Source organism: Cognatundibacterium curvum (assembly GCF_014284235.1).
Lineage (GTDB): Bacteria > Pseudomonadota > Gammaproteobacteria > Burkholderiales > Burkholderiaceae_D > Undibacterium > Undibacterium curvum.
This window is the reverse complement of record NZ_JACOGD010000002.1, coordinates 26,218-45,227: the sequence shown is the minus strand read 5'-3', so window position 1 is coordinate 45,227 and position 19,010 is coordinate 26,218. Positions and strand designations below refer to the sequence as shown.

The window sequence follows — 19,010 nt, the reverse complement described above, 5'->3', positions numbered from 1 at the left end:
ATAACCAGCAAGCTGCGCTTACAGCATAGCGGCGCCAACCGCCTGCCGTTGCGGTATCCCCTCAGGATCAAAGCCCTCCAGACAATGGACATTGATGCCAAGATGATCGGGCGTAACGCGTTTGCGATGAAAAGGATAGATACCGCAAACTTTACAAAAGAAGTGCCGCGCTGTCTTGGTATGAAACTGATATTCCGTCAGCGCCTCTGCACCCGCGATCAGTTGAAACTGCGTCTCATGCACTTTCACCATCAGCGCATTTTTTCGGCGACAAATCGAGCAATCGCACATGGTCAGTTCGGGAAAATCAGTCTCTATCTGAAAGCGCACCGCGCCACAGTGACAACTGCCTTGATAAGTCTGCATAGGTCGACTAGTCATAGCGTTCCTGCTCCTGTTTTTATTCGTTGAAAACTAGAGCCTGTTAACATTTAAATTACGTGTGCAATTTAAATGCTAACAGGCCTTAAGTACAGTATGCACGCATAAATGCAAAAAATCCCGGCACAGGTCCGGGATTTTTACTGACGGTACTGCGCCGCAGGATTACATATTGCGACGATACTGACCGCCGACTTCAAACAAGGCGGTCGTGATCTGACCCAATGAACACACGCGGGCGGCGTCCATCAGACGGGCAAATACGTTTTCATTGTCGATTGCGGCCTGTTGCAATGCAGCCAGTGCCTGTGGTGCGACGGCAGCATGGCGTTGATGGAAGTCAGCCAGACGCGTCAGCTGCGACTGTTTTTCTTCTTCGGTTGAACGCGCCAGTTCTATCTTTTGTGGCGTTTCACCCGCCTTAGGATTGCGGAAGGTGTTAACACCGATGATAGGCAGGGTGCCGTCATGCTTGAGGTGTTCATAATGCATGGATTCTTCCTGTATCTTGCCGCGCTGATAGCCGGTTTCCATCGCACCCAGCACACCGCCACGTTCGGCGATACGCTCGAATTCCTGCAACACGGCTTCTTCCACCATATCGGTCAGTTCTTCGATGATGAAGCTGCCTTGTATCGGGTTTTCGTTTTTCGCGAGGCCCCATTCACGGTTGATGATCAGCTGTATCGCCAGTGCGCGACGGACTGATTCATCCGTTGGCGTGGTGATAGCTTCGTCATAGGCATTGGTATGCAGGCTGTTGCAGTTATCGTAAATCGCGATCAATGCCTGCAGCGTGGTACGGATATCGTTGAAGTCGATTTCCTGCGCATGCAGACTGCGGCCCGAAGTCTGGATATGGTATTTCAGTTTCTGGCTGCGTTCATTGGCACCGTATTTATCGCGCATTGCCACCGCCCAGATACGGCGTGCTACCCGGCCCAGCACGGTGTATTCCGGGTCCATGCCATTACTGAAGAAGAAGGACAGATTTGCGGCGAAATCATCGATGTGCATGCCACGGGCGAGATAGGCTTCGACAAAGGTAAAGCCATTTGACAGCGTGAATGCGAGCTGGGAAATCGGATTAGCACCGGCTTCGGCGATGTGGTAACCGGAGATCGAGACCGAGTAGAAATTACGTACCTGATGGTGCACGAAGTATTCCTGAATATCGCCCATCACCTTGAGTGAGAATTCGGTCGAGAAGATGCAGGTATTCTGACCCTGATCTTCTTTCAGAATATCGGCCTGTACCGTGCCGCGTACATTCATCAAGACCCAGGTACGGATTTTGGCGGCTTCGTCGGCAGTCGGTTCGCGCTTGTTATCGGCGCGGAATTTATCCATTTGCTGATCTATCGCGGTATTCATGAAGAAAGCCAGGATAGTCGGTGCCGGGCCATTGATGGTCATGGAGACCGAAGTCGCCGGATCGCACAGATCGAAACCATCGTAGAGCACCTTCATATCATCCAGCGTCGCCACCGACACACCAGAGTTACCGATTTTGCCGTAGATATCAGGACGCAGCGCCGGATCGGCACCGTACAGCGTGACCGAATCAAACGCGGTCGACAGACGTTTAGCATCCATGCCTTGCGATACCAGTTTAAAGCGGCGGTTGGTACGGTAAGGATCGCCTTCACCCGCAAACATACGGGTTGGGTCTTCACCTTCGCGTTTGAATGCAAAAACACCGGCGGTGTAAGGGAAAGAGCCGGGAACATTTTCCAGCATCAGCCAGCGCAGGATTTCACCATGATCGGCAAAGCGTGGCAGCGATACCTTACGAATCGTCGTGCCAGACAAAGACTGATAAGTTAAGCGGGTACGGATTTCCTTGTCGCGGATTTTGACTACATATTCATCGCCGGAATAGGCCTGCTGCATATCTGGCCACATGCTGATCAGCTTTTTCGATTCAGCAGACAAATGATTGTCGCGTTCGGTAATCAGCTCGTCGATGCTGTTCAGCGAATCGCCTTTACCGGCCTTGCTCAGCATGCGTTTGGTTTCCTGCAATTGCTGGCGTTCGCGTGCAAAGCTGACCTGGGTGCGGGTGGTTTTGTGATAGCCACGTACGCTGTCAGCAATCTCTGCCAGATAGCGTGCACGCGCCGGTGGCACGATCACGTTTTTGGCGCTGGAATAGCGTACTTCTACCGCAGCCAGTTTGCCGGGCTGGGTTTTCAAGCCACGGCTGGAGAGTGCCGGCAATATGCCCTGGTACAAGGCAGTCACGCCATCATCATTGAAACGCGAAGCCTGAGTGCCATACACCGGCATCTCGTCTGGCTTTTTGCTCCACAATTCACGGTTGCGCTGGTATTGCTTGGCCACGTCGCGCAAGGCATCCTGTGCACCTTTGCGGTCGAACTTATTGATCGCGACAAAATCGGCAAAATCCAGCATATCGATTTTTTCCAGCTGCGATGCGGCACCGAATTCCGGCGTCATCACATACATGGACACATCCACATGCGGCACGATAGCTGCATCGCCCTGACCGATACCCGATGTTTCCACGATCACCAGATCAAAGCCAGCCACTTTGCACGCCGCAATCACGTCGGGTAAAGCCTGGGAAATTTCTGAACCGGCTTCACGCGTCGCCAGCGAGCGCATAAACACGCGATGCTGACCGGCCCAAGGGTTGATCGCATTCATACGGATACGGTCACCCAGCAAAGCACCGCCGGATTTGCGGCGTGAAGGATCGATAGAAATCAGCGCAATATTCAGCTGGTCATCCTGATCCAGACGGATACGGCGGATTAATTCATCAGTCAGCGAGGATTTACCGGCGCCGCCGGTACCTGTAATACCGAATGCCGGTACCCGCGTCTGTTCTGCGGCCTTATGCAGCGCTTCGCGTAATTCCGGTTTGACCTGGTCGTTTTCGAGCGCGGTAATCAGCTGCGCCAGTGGCCTGTGTTTGTCGACGATATCGCCTTGCTGCAGCACTTGCAGGCTGGCCGGTGCATAGCCGGACAAGTCGATGTCGCAGGCTTGTATCATGGACAGTATCATGCCGACCAGGCCCATGCGCTGGCCGTCTTCCGGGCTGAAAATACGGGTCACGCCATACGCATGCAGATCGGCGATTTCATCCGGCACGATTACGCCGCCGCCGCCGCCAAACACCTTGATGTGGGCACCGCCGCGTTGTTTGAGCAGGTCTATCATGTATTTGAAATACTCGACGTGACCACCCTGATAGCTGGAGATCGCGATACCCTGCGCATCTTCCTGCAAGGCGGCAGTGACGATTTCTTCGACTGAGCGGTTATGGCCCAGATGAATCACTTCGGCACCATTCGCCATCAGGATGCGGCGCATGATATTGATCGAGGCGTCATGGCCATCGAACAGGGAGGCGGCAGTGACAAAGCGCACTTTATTCGCAGGTTTGTATTCGGTCAGGTTTTGGGCTACGGACAGGTCTGTCATGTCATCCTCAACGGTAGTTGGGCAAGCTGTCAGCTCAAGGAGTGAGTGTGCACTAAGCATCCTGGACTGACAACTTGCTGCTGAATTATGCAGCTAAGTTATATGACGTTAACGTTAACGTCAATATGAAATTAAAAGGGGTGATGGTATCTGCTTGCGCATTTTCATCCGCCTTTGCTCAGTGAGCGGCTCTGTGTAAAAGTGAAATCAGAAGTCTGAGCTTTGATGCGCCTTAGCGGCCTGAAAACGCCGGAAAGGCGCATCTGTACTCAGTCTTTGCTACCAGAACTAGCGCTTGATCAGGCTACGCGATGCAATTCCACCACTTCGGCCTTGACTTGCAGGCGGGCCTGCTCGGCATAGTAAGTCTGCATGGCTTTTTCCTTCACATGACCAAAGCCGCGGATTTTCTCCGGCAGGCTGGCCAGCGCCACCGCCTGTTCCAGATTCTCTGCCGATAAGCGGCTGATCAGGCCAGCGATCATTTCCTGATAATCCTTGATCAGGGCACGCTCAGCACGTCGTTCAGCGGTGTAGCCAAACACATCGAGTGCCGTACCGCGCAAGCCTTTCAGGCCTGCCAGCAGCTTAAATGCCTGCCACACCCAGGAGCCATACTTTGCCTTGACCAGATGACCCTGGGCGTTTTTCTTGGCCAGTAAAGGTGGAGCGAGATGGAATTGCAGACTGAAATCGCCTTCAAACTGTTGCTTGAGTTTGTCGGTGAATTCGCCATTGGTGTACAGACGCGCGACTTCATACTCGTCTTTGTAAGCCATGAGTTTGAAGTAATAACGTGCTACTGCCGTACTGAAGGCATTGCCTTTGCCGAGTGCACTTTCGGCATTGCGCGCACGTTGTACCAGCTCGCTGTATTGCGCCGCATAGCCTGCATGTTGATACGCGGTCAGGAAGTCCACGCGACGCCTGATCAGATTGTCCAGGCTCTCTGGCATCTGCAGCACCACCTTCTGAGCTGGGAACGCAACTGCCTCTACCCGCTTCAGATCAAGCGCAGCGCGACGGCCCCAGAGGAAGGCTTTTTTATTGGATTCTATCGCAACGCCATTGAGTTCTATGGCACGCATCAGCGCGGCTTCCGATACCGGGATCGCGCCTTTTTGATAGGCGAACCCCAGCATGAACAGATTGGTCGCAATTGAGTCACCCATCAGCGCGGTGGCCAGACGGGTCGCATTGATGAAATCAACCTTGCCAGCTACCGATTCATCGATCAGATGTTCGACCGACTCCAGCGGGAACTGCCAGTCTGCATTTTTGGCAAACGCGCCGGTAGGCTGTTCATGGGTATTCACCACTGCACGGGTACGGCCTGCACGCATTTTGGAAATCGCATCATGCGCGCCAGCGGTCAGGATGTCGCAACCCAGGATCAGATCGGCTTCACCGGTTGCGATACGTTGCGCACGCAGTTTGCCAGCCTGTTCGATGATGCGGATATGCGAAGTCACCGAGCCGTTTTTCTGCGACATACCGGTCATATCCAGCACCGATGCGCCCTTACCTTCCAGATGCGCCGCCATACCCAGCAAGGCACCGACGGTAATCACACCGGTACCGCCTATACCATTGAGCAGGATGTTATAAGCGCTGCTGCAGGCTGGCAGTTGAGGCTCAGGCAAAGCACCGAAATCATCGTTCTTCGCAGTGCCGGTTTTTGATTTGCGCAGCTTGCCGCCTTCTACCGTGACAAAGCTGGGGCAAAAGCCTTTGACGCAGGAATAATCCTTATTGCACGAAGACTGGTCGATCACACGTTTGCGGCCGAATTCTGTTTCCAGCGGCATCAGCGAGGTACAGTTGGATTGCACACCGCAATCACCACAGCCTTCGCAGACCGCGTCGTTGATAAACAGACGCTGATTCGGGTCAGGGAATTCACCTTTTTTGCGACGACGACGTTTTTCGGCGGCACAGGTCTGATCGTAAATCAGCACGCTGCAGCCCTCAATTTCACGCAATTCGCGCTGTACCGCATCCATGTCTTTACGGTCGTGCAATGTGACCATTTCCGGCAATTGGGAACGGTCGCTGTAACGCGATAAATCTTCCGTCACCAAGGCGATACGCTTGACGCCTTCGGCCGCCATTTGCTGCGCCATCATAGGCACGGTAATGGTGCCATCGACCGGCTGGCCACCCGTCATCGCGACCGCATCGTTATATAAAATTTTGTAAGTGATATTCACTTTGGCGGCAGCTGCCGCGCGTATGGCCAGGTAACCGGAATGGAAATAGGTGCCGTCACCCAGGTTCTGGAACACATGCGGTAACTTGGAAAAAGCGGCCTGACCTATCCACGGCGCGCCTTCGCCACCCATGTGAGTCGTGAGCTTATTGTGTTCAGGATAAATCGCGGTCGCCATCACGTGGCAACCGATACCGGCCAGCGCCAGACTGCCTTCCGGTACCTTGGTCGAGGTATTGTGCGGGCAGCCCGAGCAATAGTAAGCCGGACGAGCCGGGGTATTGACCTGCTTGGTCAGCACCACATCTTTCGCTTCCAGGAAGGCCAGACGCGCCTTGATCAGGTCACTGGTATGGAAGCGCGCAATCCGTGAAGAAATCACACGTGCAATCTGCGCCACAGAAAAATCTGCTTTCGACGTCAACAGCCATTCACCGCGCGGATGTACCCATTCGCCTTTTTCGTCGAACTTACCGATCACGCGCGGACGCACATCGTCGCGCCAGTTATACAACTGTTCTTTGAGCTGGTATTCCACCATCTGGCGTTTTTCTTCCACCACCAGAATTTCATCCAGACCTTGCGCAAATTCGCGTATGCCATCCGGTTCCAATGGCCACGGCATCGCCACTTTATACAGGCGAATACCAATGTCAGCGGCGAATTGTTCATCGATGCCCAGTTCTTCCAGCGCTTCCAGCACATCCAGATAAGATTTGCCGGAGGCGACGATACCCAGCTTGGCATTCGGGCTGTCGATAGTGGTGTGATTGAGCTTGTTGGCACGCGCATAGGCCAGCGCTGCATAGATTTTGTAATCCTGCATCAGCGCTTCCTGCTTACGCGCCTGTATGCCCAGCGTATCAAGCGATAAACGCGTATTGAGGCCGCCTTCCGGCATCACAAAATCCTGCGGTATCTGTATCTGCAAACGGAAGGGATCAGCATCGACCGAGGCGGTGGATTCCACCGTATCGGCCAGTGCCTTGAAGCCTACGGCGCAGCCGGAAAAACGCGACATGGCCCAGGCATGCAAGCCCAGATCCAGGTATTCCTGCACATTGCAGGGATACAGCATAGGGATCATGCAGGCGGAAAAAATATGGTCGGACTGATGCGGCAGCGTAGAGGAATAAGCGCCATGGTCATCACCGGCTACCAGCAATACGCCGCCATGTTTGGCGGTACCGGCATGGTTCATGTGTTTGAACACATCGCCGCAGCGGTCCACGCCCGGGCCTTTGCCATACCACATAGAAAACACGCCATCGTATTTGGCCGGGCCGATCAGATCGACAGTCTGGGTGCCCCAGACGGCAGTTGCAGCCAGATCTTCATTCACACCCGGTACGAACTGTACGTGATTTTGTTCTAATAATTTTTTGGTTTTCCACAAAGTCTCATCGAGACCACCGAGCGGGGAACCGCGATAACCGGAAATAAAACCGGCCGTATTCAGCCCTGCAGCCAGATCGCGCTGGCGTTGTATCATCGGCAGACGGACTAAGGCCTGTATGCCTGATAGGAAAATCGTTCCGCTGTTTGATGTGTATTTATCATCGAGCTGCACATCGTGCAAAACGGGTGTGGCGGCAGGATGAGCTGACGTTGCTGAAGGGATTGTTGCTGCTGTAGTGGATGGGCTTGCGCCTGAGGCGGACGAAAGTCCAGCAGACCCCATGGTGGTGTCGGATGACATAGTGGCTCCAAAATTTGTGATTTTTGATCGCAAAGAACATGCAGAGCGTCCGGTAAGACACAAATTTGTTCATCACCTGTAGCGAGGTATCGGGTACAGGTTAGTTGCGTTGGCTGAGATAGCAGCCATTTTATTCGAATCCGGGACAAAACTCGATAGCTACGCGGGCTAACGTGACTGTGCTGCAAAAACTCATTAAAATTTTTACAGTATTTTCTCTGGTCCGGATTCTAAAGATATCAAAGAAAGCTTTCGAAATTTTCGCTGCAGCGCTTTCCCGACTTCCTTTGAAATCTGCTGTAAGAACAGTGTAGGCCAGTGATGCCAGTATGGAAAATACAGAATTTGAATAGGGCTATCATTTTTTTTGATAGCCCGCCATGTATGCCAACAATTTCAGCATACAAGGCTGGCACCAGCAACTCAGTTGCTTAATCTTGTGCACTATCCGGCAGCACTTGCACAGGCAGTCGTATGCAAGCCAGCAAACCACCACCTGCCGCATTTTGCAAAATCAATTCTCCCTGATGCGCCTGCACGATGTCACGCGCAATGCCCAGTCCCAGCCCCATGCCGGACTGGTTGCTTTGGCGCCCATGTTCTAATCTGACATAGGGATCAAATAAAGTTGCCAGTGCCTGTTCCGGCACACCGGGGCCATGATCACGGATCGCAATATCGACATAAGTCTCTGTCCTATGCACAGCGATACCGACATCTTTACCGTAATGCAGAGCGTTATTCAGCAAATTGCTGATCGCACGTTTGAGTGCCAGTGGTTTAGCAACCACCGAGATACCGCTGGCTTCAAACGCAATCGCATGGCCGCCCAGCTTGACATCCCTGACCATGCGGCCGATCAGCGCATCGAGTCTGATGGCAGTTGGATTTTCATGGATATCACTGTCTTTCACGCATTGCAGTGCGCCTTTAACCATCATATCGAGCTCATCCAGATCGTCATGAAACTCACTGCGCGTCGCATCATCGTCAAGCAATTCGGCACGTAATTTCAAACGCATAATCGGCGTGCGTAAATCATGCGAAATCGAGACAAATAAACGTTCGCGGTCTTCGATATAGCGTTGTATACGTTCACGCATCAGCGCAAAAGCACGTGCTGTATTCAGGAATTCCTTGCTGCCGGTGTCGGGCAGCGCAGGTACGCTATCGCCCTGACCAAAGGCATCCGCCGCCGAGGACAAGGCCGCCAGCGGACGCGTGATCCAGCGCACTACCAACAACGACAACACAAATACCGCCAGCAAGGTCAGCACTTGCAGCAGCACGCGGTCACCGGAAAACGGATCGCTGCCATTCAAAAAATAAGGATTCGGCATCAGCGTTGCCAGATACAACCAGTTGCCGCTGTCCAGTTCCGCCTGTATCACCATAATCGGTGCCGGTTTCGGCCGGGTGACCAGGATGTGTTCTACCCACTTATCCGGCACATCGCTGATCCCGGTGCCATCCTGAGAAAAACGTAGATCCTGCGGCCAGGCGAAGCTGACCTGCAACTGGCGGATCGCAGGTAATTCCTGCTGTATCACTTTGCGTACCTGTTGCAGCGCCAGTGTCGATAATTCCTCATCGGCAAACGGTGCCATACTCACTGGTCCATCCGTCAGATTGGCAAAAAATCGGGTGCCGCCCATTTCGCGAAATTGCTGTATCACCAGGCCACGATAATTGACTGGCAAACTCAGAAAATAGCGCAGGCTGCTGGCGGCGCTATGTCCCAGATGTTCGGCCGCAGTACGCACTTCAGTACGTGCTTCACTGCGCATCTGTGCGGCCCAGATCGCATTCCCGGCAAACTGTACCAGCATCACACCAGCCAGCATCACCAGACTCAGGCGCCCCAGTAAGGATTGCGGCATCCAGCGCGTCAGCCTGCGCTGACAGCGCGCAGCGAAACTATCCTGATTGCCAGGATGACTCATGCCGCGCCGCCTGAGCTGACATCGGCTGAAAACACATAGCCAGCGCCGCGTACGGTTTTGATCAATTGCGGCTGTTTGCCATCATCATGCAAACGCAGGCGCAGGCGGCTGATTTGCACATCGAGTGAACGGTCCAGCGGACCCGCATCACGGCCACGGGTTTCTTCGCTAAGTACATTGCGGTCCAGAATATCGCCAGGATGCTCGACAAAATATTTGAGCAACTGGAAGTCCATGCCGGTCAGCGCAATCAGCTCACCCGCCGCATCCACTACCGAACGCTCGACGGTATCCATGGTGAAGCCAGCAAAGCGGTAAAAGCGCGGCGCACCGGCGGTTTCCGAGCCGACCCGGCGGTGTATCGCCTTGATACGCGCCAGCAATTCGCGCGGGTTATATGGCTTAGCAATGTAATCATCGGCGCCCAGCTCCAGCCCGACGATGCGGTCGGTGTCATCTGAGCTGGCGGTCAGCATGATGATGGGAATATTCGATTTCTGACGCACTGTTTTGCACAGCGCGAAACCATCGGTATCGGGCAGCATCACATCCAGTATCACCAGCGATAACTCTTCGCTATAGCGCTGGAATTCAGTCAGAAATGACTCACCGTTATGGGCCAGTTTGACTTCGTACTGGTTTTTTTCCAGATAGGTTTTCAGCAAACTGCGGGTTTTTTGGTCATCATCAACGATTAGTATCTTGCGCATCATTTCCTGCTTTATTTTTCGGGAGTGCACGCACCATGGTCGCCATGCGTTTCTGTGCTTCTCCCACGGTCATCTGATCATCCATAAAGAAACGATGGATTTCATTCATCATCGCATCTCTGGAAATTTCATCGGTCGCCATGCGATGTGCAAAGCTGGGCACCTGCGCCGCGGCGCCGCCGGAAAACACTTTCCAGGCATTTCTGGCGCAGCTGTCCATCTTGCCGGTATCGGCATTTCTCAACACCGGTATCGAACCTTTCACCTGATTGTATTCCTGTTGCAGGGCAGGTGAGACCACCCATTGCGCCAGCTTTTCCTGAGCACTGCGCTTGCTGTTATCTTTGGCCAGCATGACCAGGGTATCCACATCATAGATATGGTAAGCAGCGGTACCGGGCACGGCTAGGCAAGAAAAACCGACATCGGTTCCCTGCCCCAATGCATTGAGTTCACCCTTGACCCAGTCACCCATGATCAGCATGGCAGCTTGTCCATCCGCCAGCTGGCGGCTCAGATCCATCCACAATTTATCAGGCACAGGATTCGGCATGGCTTTTTTCAACAGACGCAGGCGTTTCAGCGCCTGCGCGAAGCGCGCATCCATAAAGGCTGACGGCTGTTTACGCACGAATACATCCTGATAAAAAGCCGGATTGGACACAGACAGCAACACGGTTTCGAACAGCGTCGCGACTTGCCAGATTTCGCTGCTTTGTGCGAGCGGGGTGATACCTGCCTGCTGCAATTTGGGGATGAGCTGATCAAACTCTTCCCAGCTGGCAGGTGGTTCCAGCTCGAGTTTGCTGAAGACTTTTTTGTTATAAAACAGGGTATTGATGCGGTGTACACCCAGCGGTGCAGCAACCACATGATTTTTCACCTGGATCAGATTCCAGACTTTAGGGAACAGGTTTTTTTCCCATTTACCGGACTGGGCCACGCTATCGATATCAAGCAGCAAACCCAGCTCCGCCCATTCGGACACCAACACACCATTGAGCTGCGCGGCTTCCGGCGCATTGCCAGCCAGGATGCGGCTCTTGAGTACGATACTGGCACCGACGCCCGATCCACTGGGCACCAGGCCATCGCGCCATTGCAGATTATCCTGCGCCAGCTTCGTGGTCAGGAGATTGACTGCCTGTTGCTCGCTGAGGGATTTCCACCAATGCAGAACCTGCACGGACTGCGCCTGTGCTGCCGTGCAGCTGACTGCCAGCAGACATGGCATGAACAGACGGCGCCAGCGGCTGGGCCTGCACTGCTGCATGCGTGTACCTTCCTCCGCGGGCAAGAAATTTTTTTGTTCTGTTTGCACCGTTCGGATCCTTCTTTGTCTCGGCACAGACTATAGCGCAAACCAGCCCGCTTACCGAGGTAAAAAAGCATAGGTCTTTGTAAAGAAGTGTGAGCCTGTCTTGCGAAGCATTGCACAGGCGGGAGCAGCGATTTTCCCTGTGTAAGACGCTCATTTAGGCCGACTGCGTATGGCCGTATGCAGCGCGCTTTGTAAAGTTATGTAAGCGCCCCAATTCGCCGGAAATTATATTTCCCATATAAATCAAATACTTAAGCCTTCATCCCGGCTTACACCACAGTTGACTGGTATCACATTGACCGGGCTGTTAATGTCTGCCTGCCACAACAAAAACCAGCATGCAGTCCTCTCTGTCCCTACGTTCCGCATGATGGTTTTTGTTGTAGCACCCCCAAAATATATAGATAAAAAAGACGGAGACAACATGAAAACCAGCAAACTGCGCGGTATGTCCGCGATGATCGCGCTCGCCCTGAGTGCAGGTATGGCACAGGCCAGCGAAGCGGAAGGTGAATTCCACGGCTATCTGCGCGCCGGTGTCGGCAGCAGTTCAGAAAAAGGCCCGCAAAGCTGCTTCGACCTTGGCGGCAATACCATGAAATACCGCCTCGGCAATGAATGCGACAGCTACTTCGAAGGTGGCTATACCAAAGAACTCGCGAAGTCCGCCAATGGTGTGAGCTTCGTTGGCACCGTCTGGCTGAGCGCGTATAAAAACGGCTCTGACTTCGGCAATGCCAAACCGGAAATCGCCAAAGCCTATATGGAAGCGAAAGGTCTGGATTTCCTGAATGGCGGTGTGGCCTGGCTTGGTAAGCGTTATTACTTCCGTCCTGATATCCACATGCTGGACTTGCAATACATCAATCTGAACGGTACCGGTGGCGGTTTCGACAAAATCGGTCTGGGTCCGGGCAAATTCAGCTATGCGATTTTTAAAGACAATGACAGCAATGTGTTTGATGCGAAAACCGGCAAGCAACTGAGCAGCGATGCAGCACTGCGTCAAAACCTGACTTACGAAGGCTTGCCAGTGAATCAGGATGGCACACTCGATGCGGCATTATCGCTGATCAGTGCGCAAGGAACAGACCGTCACAATGGCTGGCAATTATCGGTATTCCACAAGCAGGACAAAGTGTTTGGCGGCAGCAATACCGTCGGTATTCAGTATGGCGTAGGTCCAGGCACCGGTGTCGGTGGTCCTTGCTGTGACCGTATCGGCAGCTCAGGCAGCACCCTGCTGGGTTCGGATGTCACCCGTCTGCGTATCTTCAATGATCTGGTGATACAGCCTACCCGTCAGTTCAGCATGGAATTCGTGGCATTGATGCAGCGTGACAAATCGAATACCGGCGGCTCCTCGACCTGGACTACCTTAGGCGCGCGTCCGGTATATGCCTTCACCCAAAATCTGAAACTGCAGGCCGAACTCGGCACCAGCCGCGTGACCCAGTCCAATGGCGGCGAAGCCCTGCGTCTGACCAAACTCACCATTGCACCAACCATCACCATGGGTGAAAGCTACTGGTCACGTCCTGAACTGCGCGCCTTTGTCACCTATGGCAAATGGAATAATGCGGCGACGGCAGCGGTCAACGCCAGCAATAACTCGGGCCCGGTGTATGGCAATAACACCAGCGGCACCTCGGTAGGTATTCAGCTGGAAACCTGGTTCTGAAGCAGCCACTCCAGGCTGCTGTGAACTGAAATCTGATCCCGGCGCCACCAGACTGACGCCACTTGCATACAGAGGCGCATACCTTCATCCCGACAGGATGCGCACATCCGGAGATAAGACACATGAAACTCAAACAAATCGTACAAGCCACGCTGGCTGCTGCCAGTTTGCTGGCCCTCCCTTTGTCCGGCATGGCAGCAGAAGTCGAAGTGCTGCATTACTGGACATCCGGTGGTGAAGCCAAATCCGCCGCTGAATTGAAAAAACTGATGGAAGCCAAAGGCGTGAGCTGGAAAGACTTCGCTGTGGCCGGTGGTGGTGGTGAAAATGCGATGACCGCGCTCAAGGCACGTGTGATTGCGGGCAGCGCACCAACGGCAGCACAGATCAAAGGCCCGTCGATACAGGAATGGGGCAAAGAAGGTGTGCTGGCCAATATCGACGTTGCTGCGACAGAAGGCAAATGGGATGCCAGCCTGCCGAAAGTGGTGTCGAACGTCATGAAGTACAAAGGCCATTATGTAGCAGTCCCCGTCAATGTTCATCGCGTCAACTGGCTGTGGGTGAATCCTGAGGTATTGAAAAAAGCCGGTGCCACGGCGCCAACTAATTTCGATGAATTCTTTGTCGCTGCCGACAAAATTAAAAAAGCCGGCCTGATCGCTATTGCGCATGGCGGCCAGCCCTGGCAGGACGCCACCGTATTTGAATCCGTGGTATTGGGCGTAGGTGGTGCTGCGTTTTATCAGAAAGCACTGGTACAACTCGATCCTGCCAGCCTCAATAGCCCAACCATGATTAAAGCCTTCGATACGCTGGCCAAGATCAAAACCTATATCGACAAAGATGCCGCTGGTCGCGACTGGAATCTGGCAACGGCCATGATCATCAATGGCAAAGCCGGTATGCAGTTCATGGGGGACTGGGCCAAAGGTGAATTCAGCGCAGCAGGCAAACAGCCAGGCAAAGATTACCTGTGTCTGCCAGCACCGGGCACGGAAAAAGCCTTCACTTTCAATATTGATTCGCTGGCGATGTTTAATGTCAAAGGCACAGATCAGCAAAAAGCCCAGCTGACGCTGGCAAATGCGGTGATGAGTCCGGAATTTCAGGAAGTCTTCAACCTGAACAAAGGTTCTATCCCGGCCCGTGCCGGTGTATCACGCGCCAAGTTTGACAGCTGTGCACTGAAATCTATGGATGACATGGATGCGACCAGCAAATCTGGCGGCCTGGTACCTAGCTTCGCACATGGTATGGCGATAGACTCGGCCAAAGCCGGTGCGATTCAGGACGTGGTGGCACGCTTTATGAACTCCGGCATGACGTCGCAGGCTGCAGCATTGGCGCTGGTCAAGGCCGCAAAAGCTAAATAAGCCAAATAAGCAGGTCCCGCTGCTGCGCTGTACCAGATATCAGGTATTAGGTACAAGGCAGCAGCAACCATCAGTTCAGGTAGCAGCACATCGTCTGCGTTTGTCATCCGTGACAGACGCAGCGCACACATGTGCCGCTACAGTCCCGGAGAATTTGAGTATGTCGGTCCGCCTTCCGTCTTCCCCTGTTTCATCCTCCGTCAGTCTGCCGCTCACGCGGCGGCTGGCACATCTGGGTGACCGCTGGTTACCCAGACTGGTGTTGTCCCCTACCGTGTTTGCGTCGCTGCTGTTTGTATATGGCTTTATCGCCTTCACGGCCTATCTGTCACTCACAGAATCCAGGCTGATGCCGAATTACAGCTTCGCCGGTCTGGAGCAATACAGCGCATTGTTTGATCTGGATCGCTGGTGGGTATCCGCCGCCAATCTGGGTATATTCGGCGGCTTATTTATCATGATCTGCCTGATTACAGGCTTATTGCTGGCGGTGTTCCTGGATCAAAAAATCCGCTTCGAGGGCGCACTGCGCGCCATCTACCTGTATCCGATGGCGCTGTCTTTTATCGTGACCGGCGCTGCCTGGAAATGGATCTTGAATCCCGGACTCGGTCTGGAAAAAATGCTGCACGACTGGGGCTATACCCAGTTTTCCATGGACTGGCTGGTAGATTCTGATATGGCGATTTACACCGTAGTGATCGCCGGTGTGTGGCAATCCTCAGGCTTTGTGATGGCCTTGTTTCTGGCTGGCTTACGCGGTGTGGATGACAGCATCATCAAGGCTGCCATGGTCGATGGTGCCAGCCTGCCTGTGATTTACCGCAAGATCGTGATACCGGCACTGCGTCCGGTGTTCTTCAGTGTCTTGCTGGTACTCAGCCATATTGCGATCAAGAGTTTCGATCTGGTGATGGCACTGACGGCAGGCGGACCCGGTACTTCCTCGGATGTGCCTGCGATTTTCATGTATCAGTTTTCTTTCACACGCGGACAACTGGGCCTCGGCGCGGCGTCGGCCATGATGATGCTGATGACGGTACTGGCGGTACTGGTACCGCTGATTTATCTGGAAACCAAGGAGGCTGGCCGTGCGCGCTGATTCTCAAGGCCGTATAGGCCGTCTGTTGATTTATCTGTTACTGATCCTGTGTGCCTTGTATTACCTGGCGCCACTGTATGTGATGCTGACCACGTCGGTCAAAACCCTGGACGAAATCCGGGCTGGTAATCTGCTCGACTTCCCGGCTCAGCTCAATCTGCAAGCCTGGCAAAAAGCCTGGAGTGGTGCTTGTACCGGCGTCAGCTGTGAAGGACTGGCGCCGTATTTCTGGAACTCGGTCAAGATGGCTGTCCCGGCAGTGCTGATCTCCACCCTGATCGGTTCCGTCAATGGCTATGTACTCGCGCACTGGAAATTCCGCGGTTCGGAAATCGTGTTCACTGCGCTGATGGTGGGCTGCTTCATCCCGTTTCAGGTGGTGATTCTGCCGATGGCACGTCTGCTCGGACTGGCCGGTTTATCGAATACCACTGCAGGTCTGGTGCTGGTGCATATCGTGTATGGCGTCGCATTTACTACGCTGTTCTTCCGCAATTACTACGTGAGCGTACCGGATGAACTGGTGAAAGCAGCGCGTATCGATGGCGCTGGTTTTTTCCGGATTTACCGCAGTGTGATCCTGCCTTTATCGCTGCCGATTTTCATGGTCTGCTTTATCTGGCAATTCACCCAGATCTGGAATGACTTTCTGTTCGGCGTGGTGTTTGGCGGCACCGATGCGCAACCCGTCACGGTAGCGCTGAATAACCTGGTCAATACCTCGACCGGCGTGACGGAATATAACGTGAATATGGCGGCCGCCATCATTGCAGCACTGCCTACGCTGGGCTTGTATCTGCTGGCTGGAAAATATTTTGTACGCGGCCTGACTGCCGGTGCAGTCAAAGGCTGAGCAAGCTGCCGTGATGCAAACTGAATAAACAAAGCAAGATCTGAAGGAGACTCAATTTATGGCAAGCTTATCTATCCGCGATGTACGCAAGGTGTACCCGAATGGTGCGGAGATTTTGAAAGGGATTAATCTCGATATCGAAGATGGTCAGTTTCTGATCCTGGTCGGTGGTTCCGGCTGCGGCAAATCTACCTTACTGAATATGATCGCCGGTCTGGAAACCGTGTCCGAAGGCGGAATTTATATCGGTGATCGCTGCGTCAATGAGGTGCCGCCCAAGTCGCGTGATATCGCGATGGTGTTTCAGTCCTATGCCTTGTACCCGACCATGACGGTACGTGAAAATATCTCTTTCGGTTTAGGTATACGCCGGGTCGCCGTCGCAGAACAAAAGAAAATCGTAGACCGCGTGGCTGAGACTTTGCAGATCACCCATTTGCTGGATCGCAAACCCGCGCATTTATCCGGCGGCCAGCGCCAGCGGGTTGCGATGGGACGTGCGATTGCGCGCAATCCCTCGCTGTTCCTGTTTGACGAGCCCTTATCTAATCTGGATGCTAAATTGCGTGTGGAAATGCGGGCTGAAATCAAACTCATGCATCAGCGCCTGAAAACCACCACCGTGTATGTCACGCATGATCAGGTTGAAGCCATGACCCTGGGTGACAAAATTGCGGTGATGCGCGATGGCGTAGTGCAGCAGTTTGGCAGTCCGCAGGATATTTACGACCGCCCTGCGAATATGTTTGTGGCTGGCTTTATCGGTTCACCTTCTATGAATTTCATACGTGGCAAAGTGCAGCAGGAACAGCAGCAACTACATTTTGTTCTTGAACATCAGGGTCGCTCTACGCTATTACCGATACCGGCAGCGCAAGCAGCTGCAATCCAGCGTTTGTCCCCGGCCAACGGCGAAATCGTACTCGGTATCAGGCCCGAACATGTGACCGATGCGGCCAGCGCCAGACGGGCTGAACATAGCGCAAGCAATAGTGCAACAACTGGTGCAAATTGCAGTGATGCACATCATCCTACCGAAGTCGACTGCATCGTCGATCTGACCGAGCCAACCGGTCCAGATACGCTGGTGTTTTCCAGCTTTAATGCCACCCGTCTGACCTGCCGCACCCATCCACGTGCAGCTGCCATGCCGGGTCAGCCTATGCGTCTGGCTTTTGATTTGTCTAAAGCTGTTTTCTTCGATCCGGTATCGGAACAGAGCCTGAAGTAAGCGGAGTTTACGATGTCAGCACATATCGCTCATAACCAAGCGCATACCGAAACTCATGCCGAAATGGCTACCCCGTCCTATCCCTTGCTGCTGGCCGATATCGGCGGCACCAATGCCCGCTTCGCGATAGAAACTGCGCATGGCAAACTGCAGGCAGTCAAAGTACTGCCTTGCGCCGCCTACCCCAGTCTGGAAGCCGCATTGCACAGCTATCTGCAAGACATTGCCAGCCTGGCGGCCGGTGCCTATGAGCTGCGTCATGCGGGGATCGCGATTGCCAATCCTGTGCATGGTGACCAGGTCCGCATGACTAATCATCACTGGGAATTTTCTATCAGCGCAACCCGCCATCAGTTCGGCCTGGAGCGGCTCGATGTGGTGAATGATTTCACCGCACTCGCGCTGTCTCTGCCGCATCTGCAGCCACACCAATATTTTCAGGTCGGTGGTCATCAGGCTTTAGCTGGCAGCGCAATAGGACTGCTGGGTGCTGGTACCGGACTCGGTGTATCCGGCCTGATTCCTGCGGGCGAACGCTGGCTGCCGCTGCACAGTGAAGGTGGCCATGCGAGCTTTACCCCGGCCAACGCAAAAGAAGTCGCGATACTCGAATTTGCATGGCGCGAATTTCCGCATGTATCTGCCGAGCGCCTGTTATCCGGCCCCGGTCTGGTGCTGATTTACCGTGCTCTGGCTGAACTGCAACAGGCTACTGTCGCACCACTGGAAGCGCCCGACATTCTGCAACGCGGCTTGCAACGCGAATGTGCGATTTGCAGCGAGGTACTGTCTATCTTCTGTGAGATGCTGGGCACGATGGCTGCCAATCTGGCAGTGACGCTGGGTGCACGCGCCGGCATTTACATCGGCGGTGGTATTGTGCCGCGCCTGGGTGACTATTTGCTGCAATCGGGTTTCCGTGCACGTTTTGAAGACAAGGGACGCTTCCGTGACTACCTGGCTGCGATCCCGGTCTATGTCATCACAGAAGCCTATCCGGCCCTGATCGGGCTGTCTGCGCTACACCGCCAACAGTCCGAAAACTGATCAT

The 19,010-nt window shown here is 53.8% G+C and carries 12 protein-coding genes; 6 read left to right on the top strand and 6 right to left on the bottom strand.

The window, feature by feature from the left end; all coding sequences use genetic code 11:
* Positions 1 to 18: 18 nt before the first annotated feature.
* The 6 genes from H8K43_RS03345 to H8K43_RS03320 all read right to left on the bottom strand — a co-directional run bounded on the left by H8K43_RS03345 (position 19) and on the right by H8K43_RS03320 (position 11,581).
* Complete coding sequence (locus H8K43_RS03345; RefSeq protein ID WP_222610953.1) at positions 19 to 381, bottom strand: GFA family protein; 363 nt, start codon at positions 379 to 381, stop codon at positions 19 to 21.
* 165 nt (positions 382 to 546) lie between these two features.
* A complete protein-coding gene (gene icmF / locus H8K43_RS03340) occupies positions 547 to 3,834 on the bottom strand; it encodes a fused isobutyryl-CoA mutase/GTPase IcmF (protein ID WP_186902568.1) in 3,288 nt (1,095 codons plus the stop codon).
* 299 nt (positions 3,835 to 4,133) lie between these two features.
* The gene (locus tag H8K43_RS03335; protein WP_186902567.1) at positions 4,134 to 7,742 is read right to left on the bottom strand and encodes an indolepyruvate ferredoxin oxidoreductase family protein; all 3,609 of its coding nucleotides are present in this window, start codon (positions 7,740 to 7,742) and stop codon (positions 4,134 to 4,136) included.
* 431 nt (positions 7,743 to 8,173) lie between these two features.
* Positions 8,174 to 9,685 (bottom strand): ATP-binding protein, encoded by a 1,512-nt coding sequence (locus tag H8K43_RS03330; protein WP_230403644.1) that lies wholly within the window; start codon positions 9,683 to 9,685, stop codon positions 8,174 to 8,176.
* Positions 9,682 to 10,398 (bottom strand): response regulator, encoded by a 717-nt coding sequence (locus H8K43_RS03325; RefSeq protein ID WP_186902566.1) that lies wholly within the window; start codon positions 10,396 to 10,398, stop codon positions 9,682 to 9,684. Before H8K43_RS03325 ends, H8K43_RS03330 begins: the two co-directional genes overlap by 4 nt.
* Positions 10,373 to 11,581 carry an ABC transporter substrate-binding protein gene (locus tag H8K43_RS03320; RefSeq protein WP_329604472.1) on the bottom strand — a complete coding sequence of 403 codons (1,209 nt, stop codon included), beginning with the start codon at positions 11,579 to 11,581 and terminating at the stop codon, positions 10,373 to 10,375. Before H8K43_RS03320 ends, H8K43_RS03325 begins: the two co-directional genes overlap by 26 nt.
* Before the next feature lie 559 nt (positions 11,582 to 12,140).
* Here H8K43_RS03320 and H8K43_RS03315 point away from each other — a divergent pair.
* The 6 genes from H8K43_RS03315 (at position 12,141) to H8K43_RS03290 (ending at position 19,006) form a co-directional block, all read left to right on the top strand.
* The gene (locus H8K43_RS03315; RefSeq protein ID WP_186902564.1) at positions 12,141 to 13,397 is read left to right on the top strand and encodes a maltoporin; all 1,257 of its coding nucleotides are present in this window, start codon (positions 12,141 to 12,143) and stop codon (positions 13,395 to 13,397) included.
* Positions 13,398 to 13,519: 122 nt separating this feature from the next.
* Complete coding sequence (locus tag H8K43_RS03310; protein ID WP_186902563.1) at positions 13,520 to 14,773, top strand: ABC transporter substrate-binding protein; 1,254 nt, start codon at positions 13,520 to 13,522, stop codon at positions 14,771 to 14,773.
* 160 nt (positions 14,774 to 14,933) lie between these two features.
* Positions 14,934 to 15,875, top strand: a complete 942-nt coding sequence (locus tag H8K43_RS03305; protein ID WP_186902562.1) for a carbohydrate ABC transporter permease — start codon at positions 14,934 to 14,936, stop codon at positions 15,873 to 15,875.
* Positions 15,865 to 16,728 (top strand): carbohydrate ABC transporter permease, encoded by an 864-nt coding sequence (locus tag H8K43_RS03300; protein ID WP_186902561.1) that lies wholly within the window; start codon positions 15,865 to 15,867, stop codon positions 16,726 to 16,728. The genes H8K43_RS03305 and H8K43_RS03300 overlap by 11 nt, the downstream gene beginning before the upstream one ends.
* A 58-nt stretch (positions 16,729 to 16,786) precedes the next feature.
* Complete coding sequence (locus H8K43_RS03295; protein ID WP_186902560.1) at positions 16,787 to 17,959, top strand: ABC transporter ATP-binding protein; 1,173 nt, start codon at positions 16,787 to 16,789, stop codon at positions 17,957 to 17,959.
* 12 nt (positions 17,960 to 17,971) lie between these two features.
* Positions 17,972 to 19,006 carry a glucokinase gene (locus H8K43_RS03290; RefSeq protein WP_230403643.1) on the top strand — a complete coding sequence of 345 codons (1,035 nt, stop codon included), beginning with the start codon at positions 17,972 to 17,974 and terminating at the stop codon, positions 19,004 to 19,006.
* Positions 19,007 to 19,010: the final 4 nt, after the last annotated feature.

Excerpts from the sequence above, each read along its gene's own strand:
- H8K43_RS03345 (WP_222610953.1), bottom strand. The coding sequence starts at position 381 with ATGACTAGTCGACCTATGCAGACTTATCAAGGCAGTTGTCACTGTGGC.
- icmF (WP_186902568.1), bottom strand. The coding sequence starts at position 3,834 with ATGACAGACCTGTCCGTAGCCCAAAACCTGACCGAATACAAACCTGCG.
- H8K43_RS03335 (WP_186902567.1), bottom strand. The coding sequence starts at position 7,742 with ATGTCATCCGACACCACCATGGGGTCTGCTGGACTTTCGTCCGCCTCA.
- H8K43_RS03330 (WP_230403644.1), bottom strand. The coding sequence starts at position 9,685 with ATGAGTCATCCTGGCAATCAGGATAGTTTCGCTGCGCGCTGTCAGCGC.
- H8K43_RS03325 (WP_186902566.1), bottom strand. The coding sequence starts at position 10,398 with ATGATGCGCAAGATACTAATCGTTGATGATGACCAAAAAACCCGCAGT.
- H8K43_RS03315 (WP_186902564.1), top strand. The coding sequence starts at position 12,141 with ATGAAAACCAGCAAACTGCGCGGTATGTCCGCGATGATCGCGCTCGCC.
- H8K43_RS03310 (WP_186902563.1), top strand. The coding sequence starts at position 13,520 with ATGAAACTCAAACAAATCGTACAAGCCACGCTGGCTGCTGCCAGTTTG.
- H8K43_RS03305 (WP_186902562.1), top strand. The coding sequence starts at position 14,934 with ATGTCGGTCCGCCTTCCGTCTTCCCCTGTTTCATCCTCCGTCAGTCTG.
- H8K43_RS03295 (WP_186902560.1), top strand. The coding sequence starts at position 16,787 with ATGGCAAGCTTATCTATCCGCGATGTACGCAAGGTGTACCCGAATGGT.
- H8K43_RS03290 (WP_230403643.1), top strand. The coding sequence starts at position 17,972 with ATGTCAGCACATATCGCTCATAACCAAGCGCATACCGAAACTCATGCC.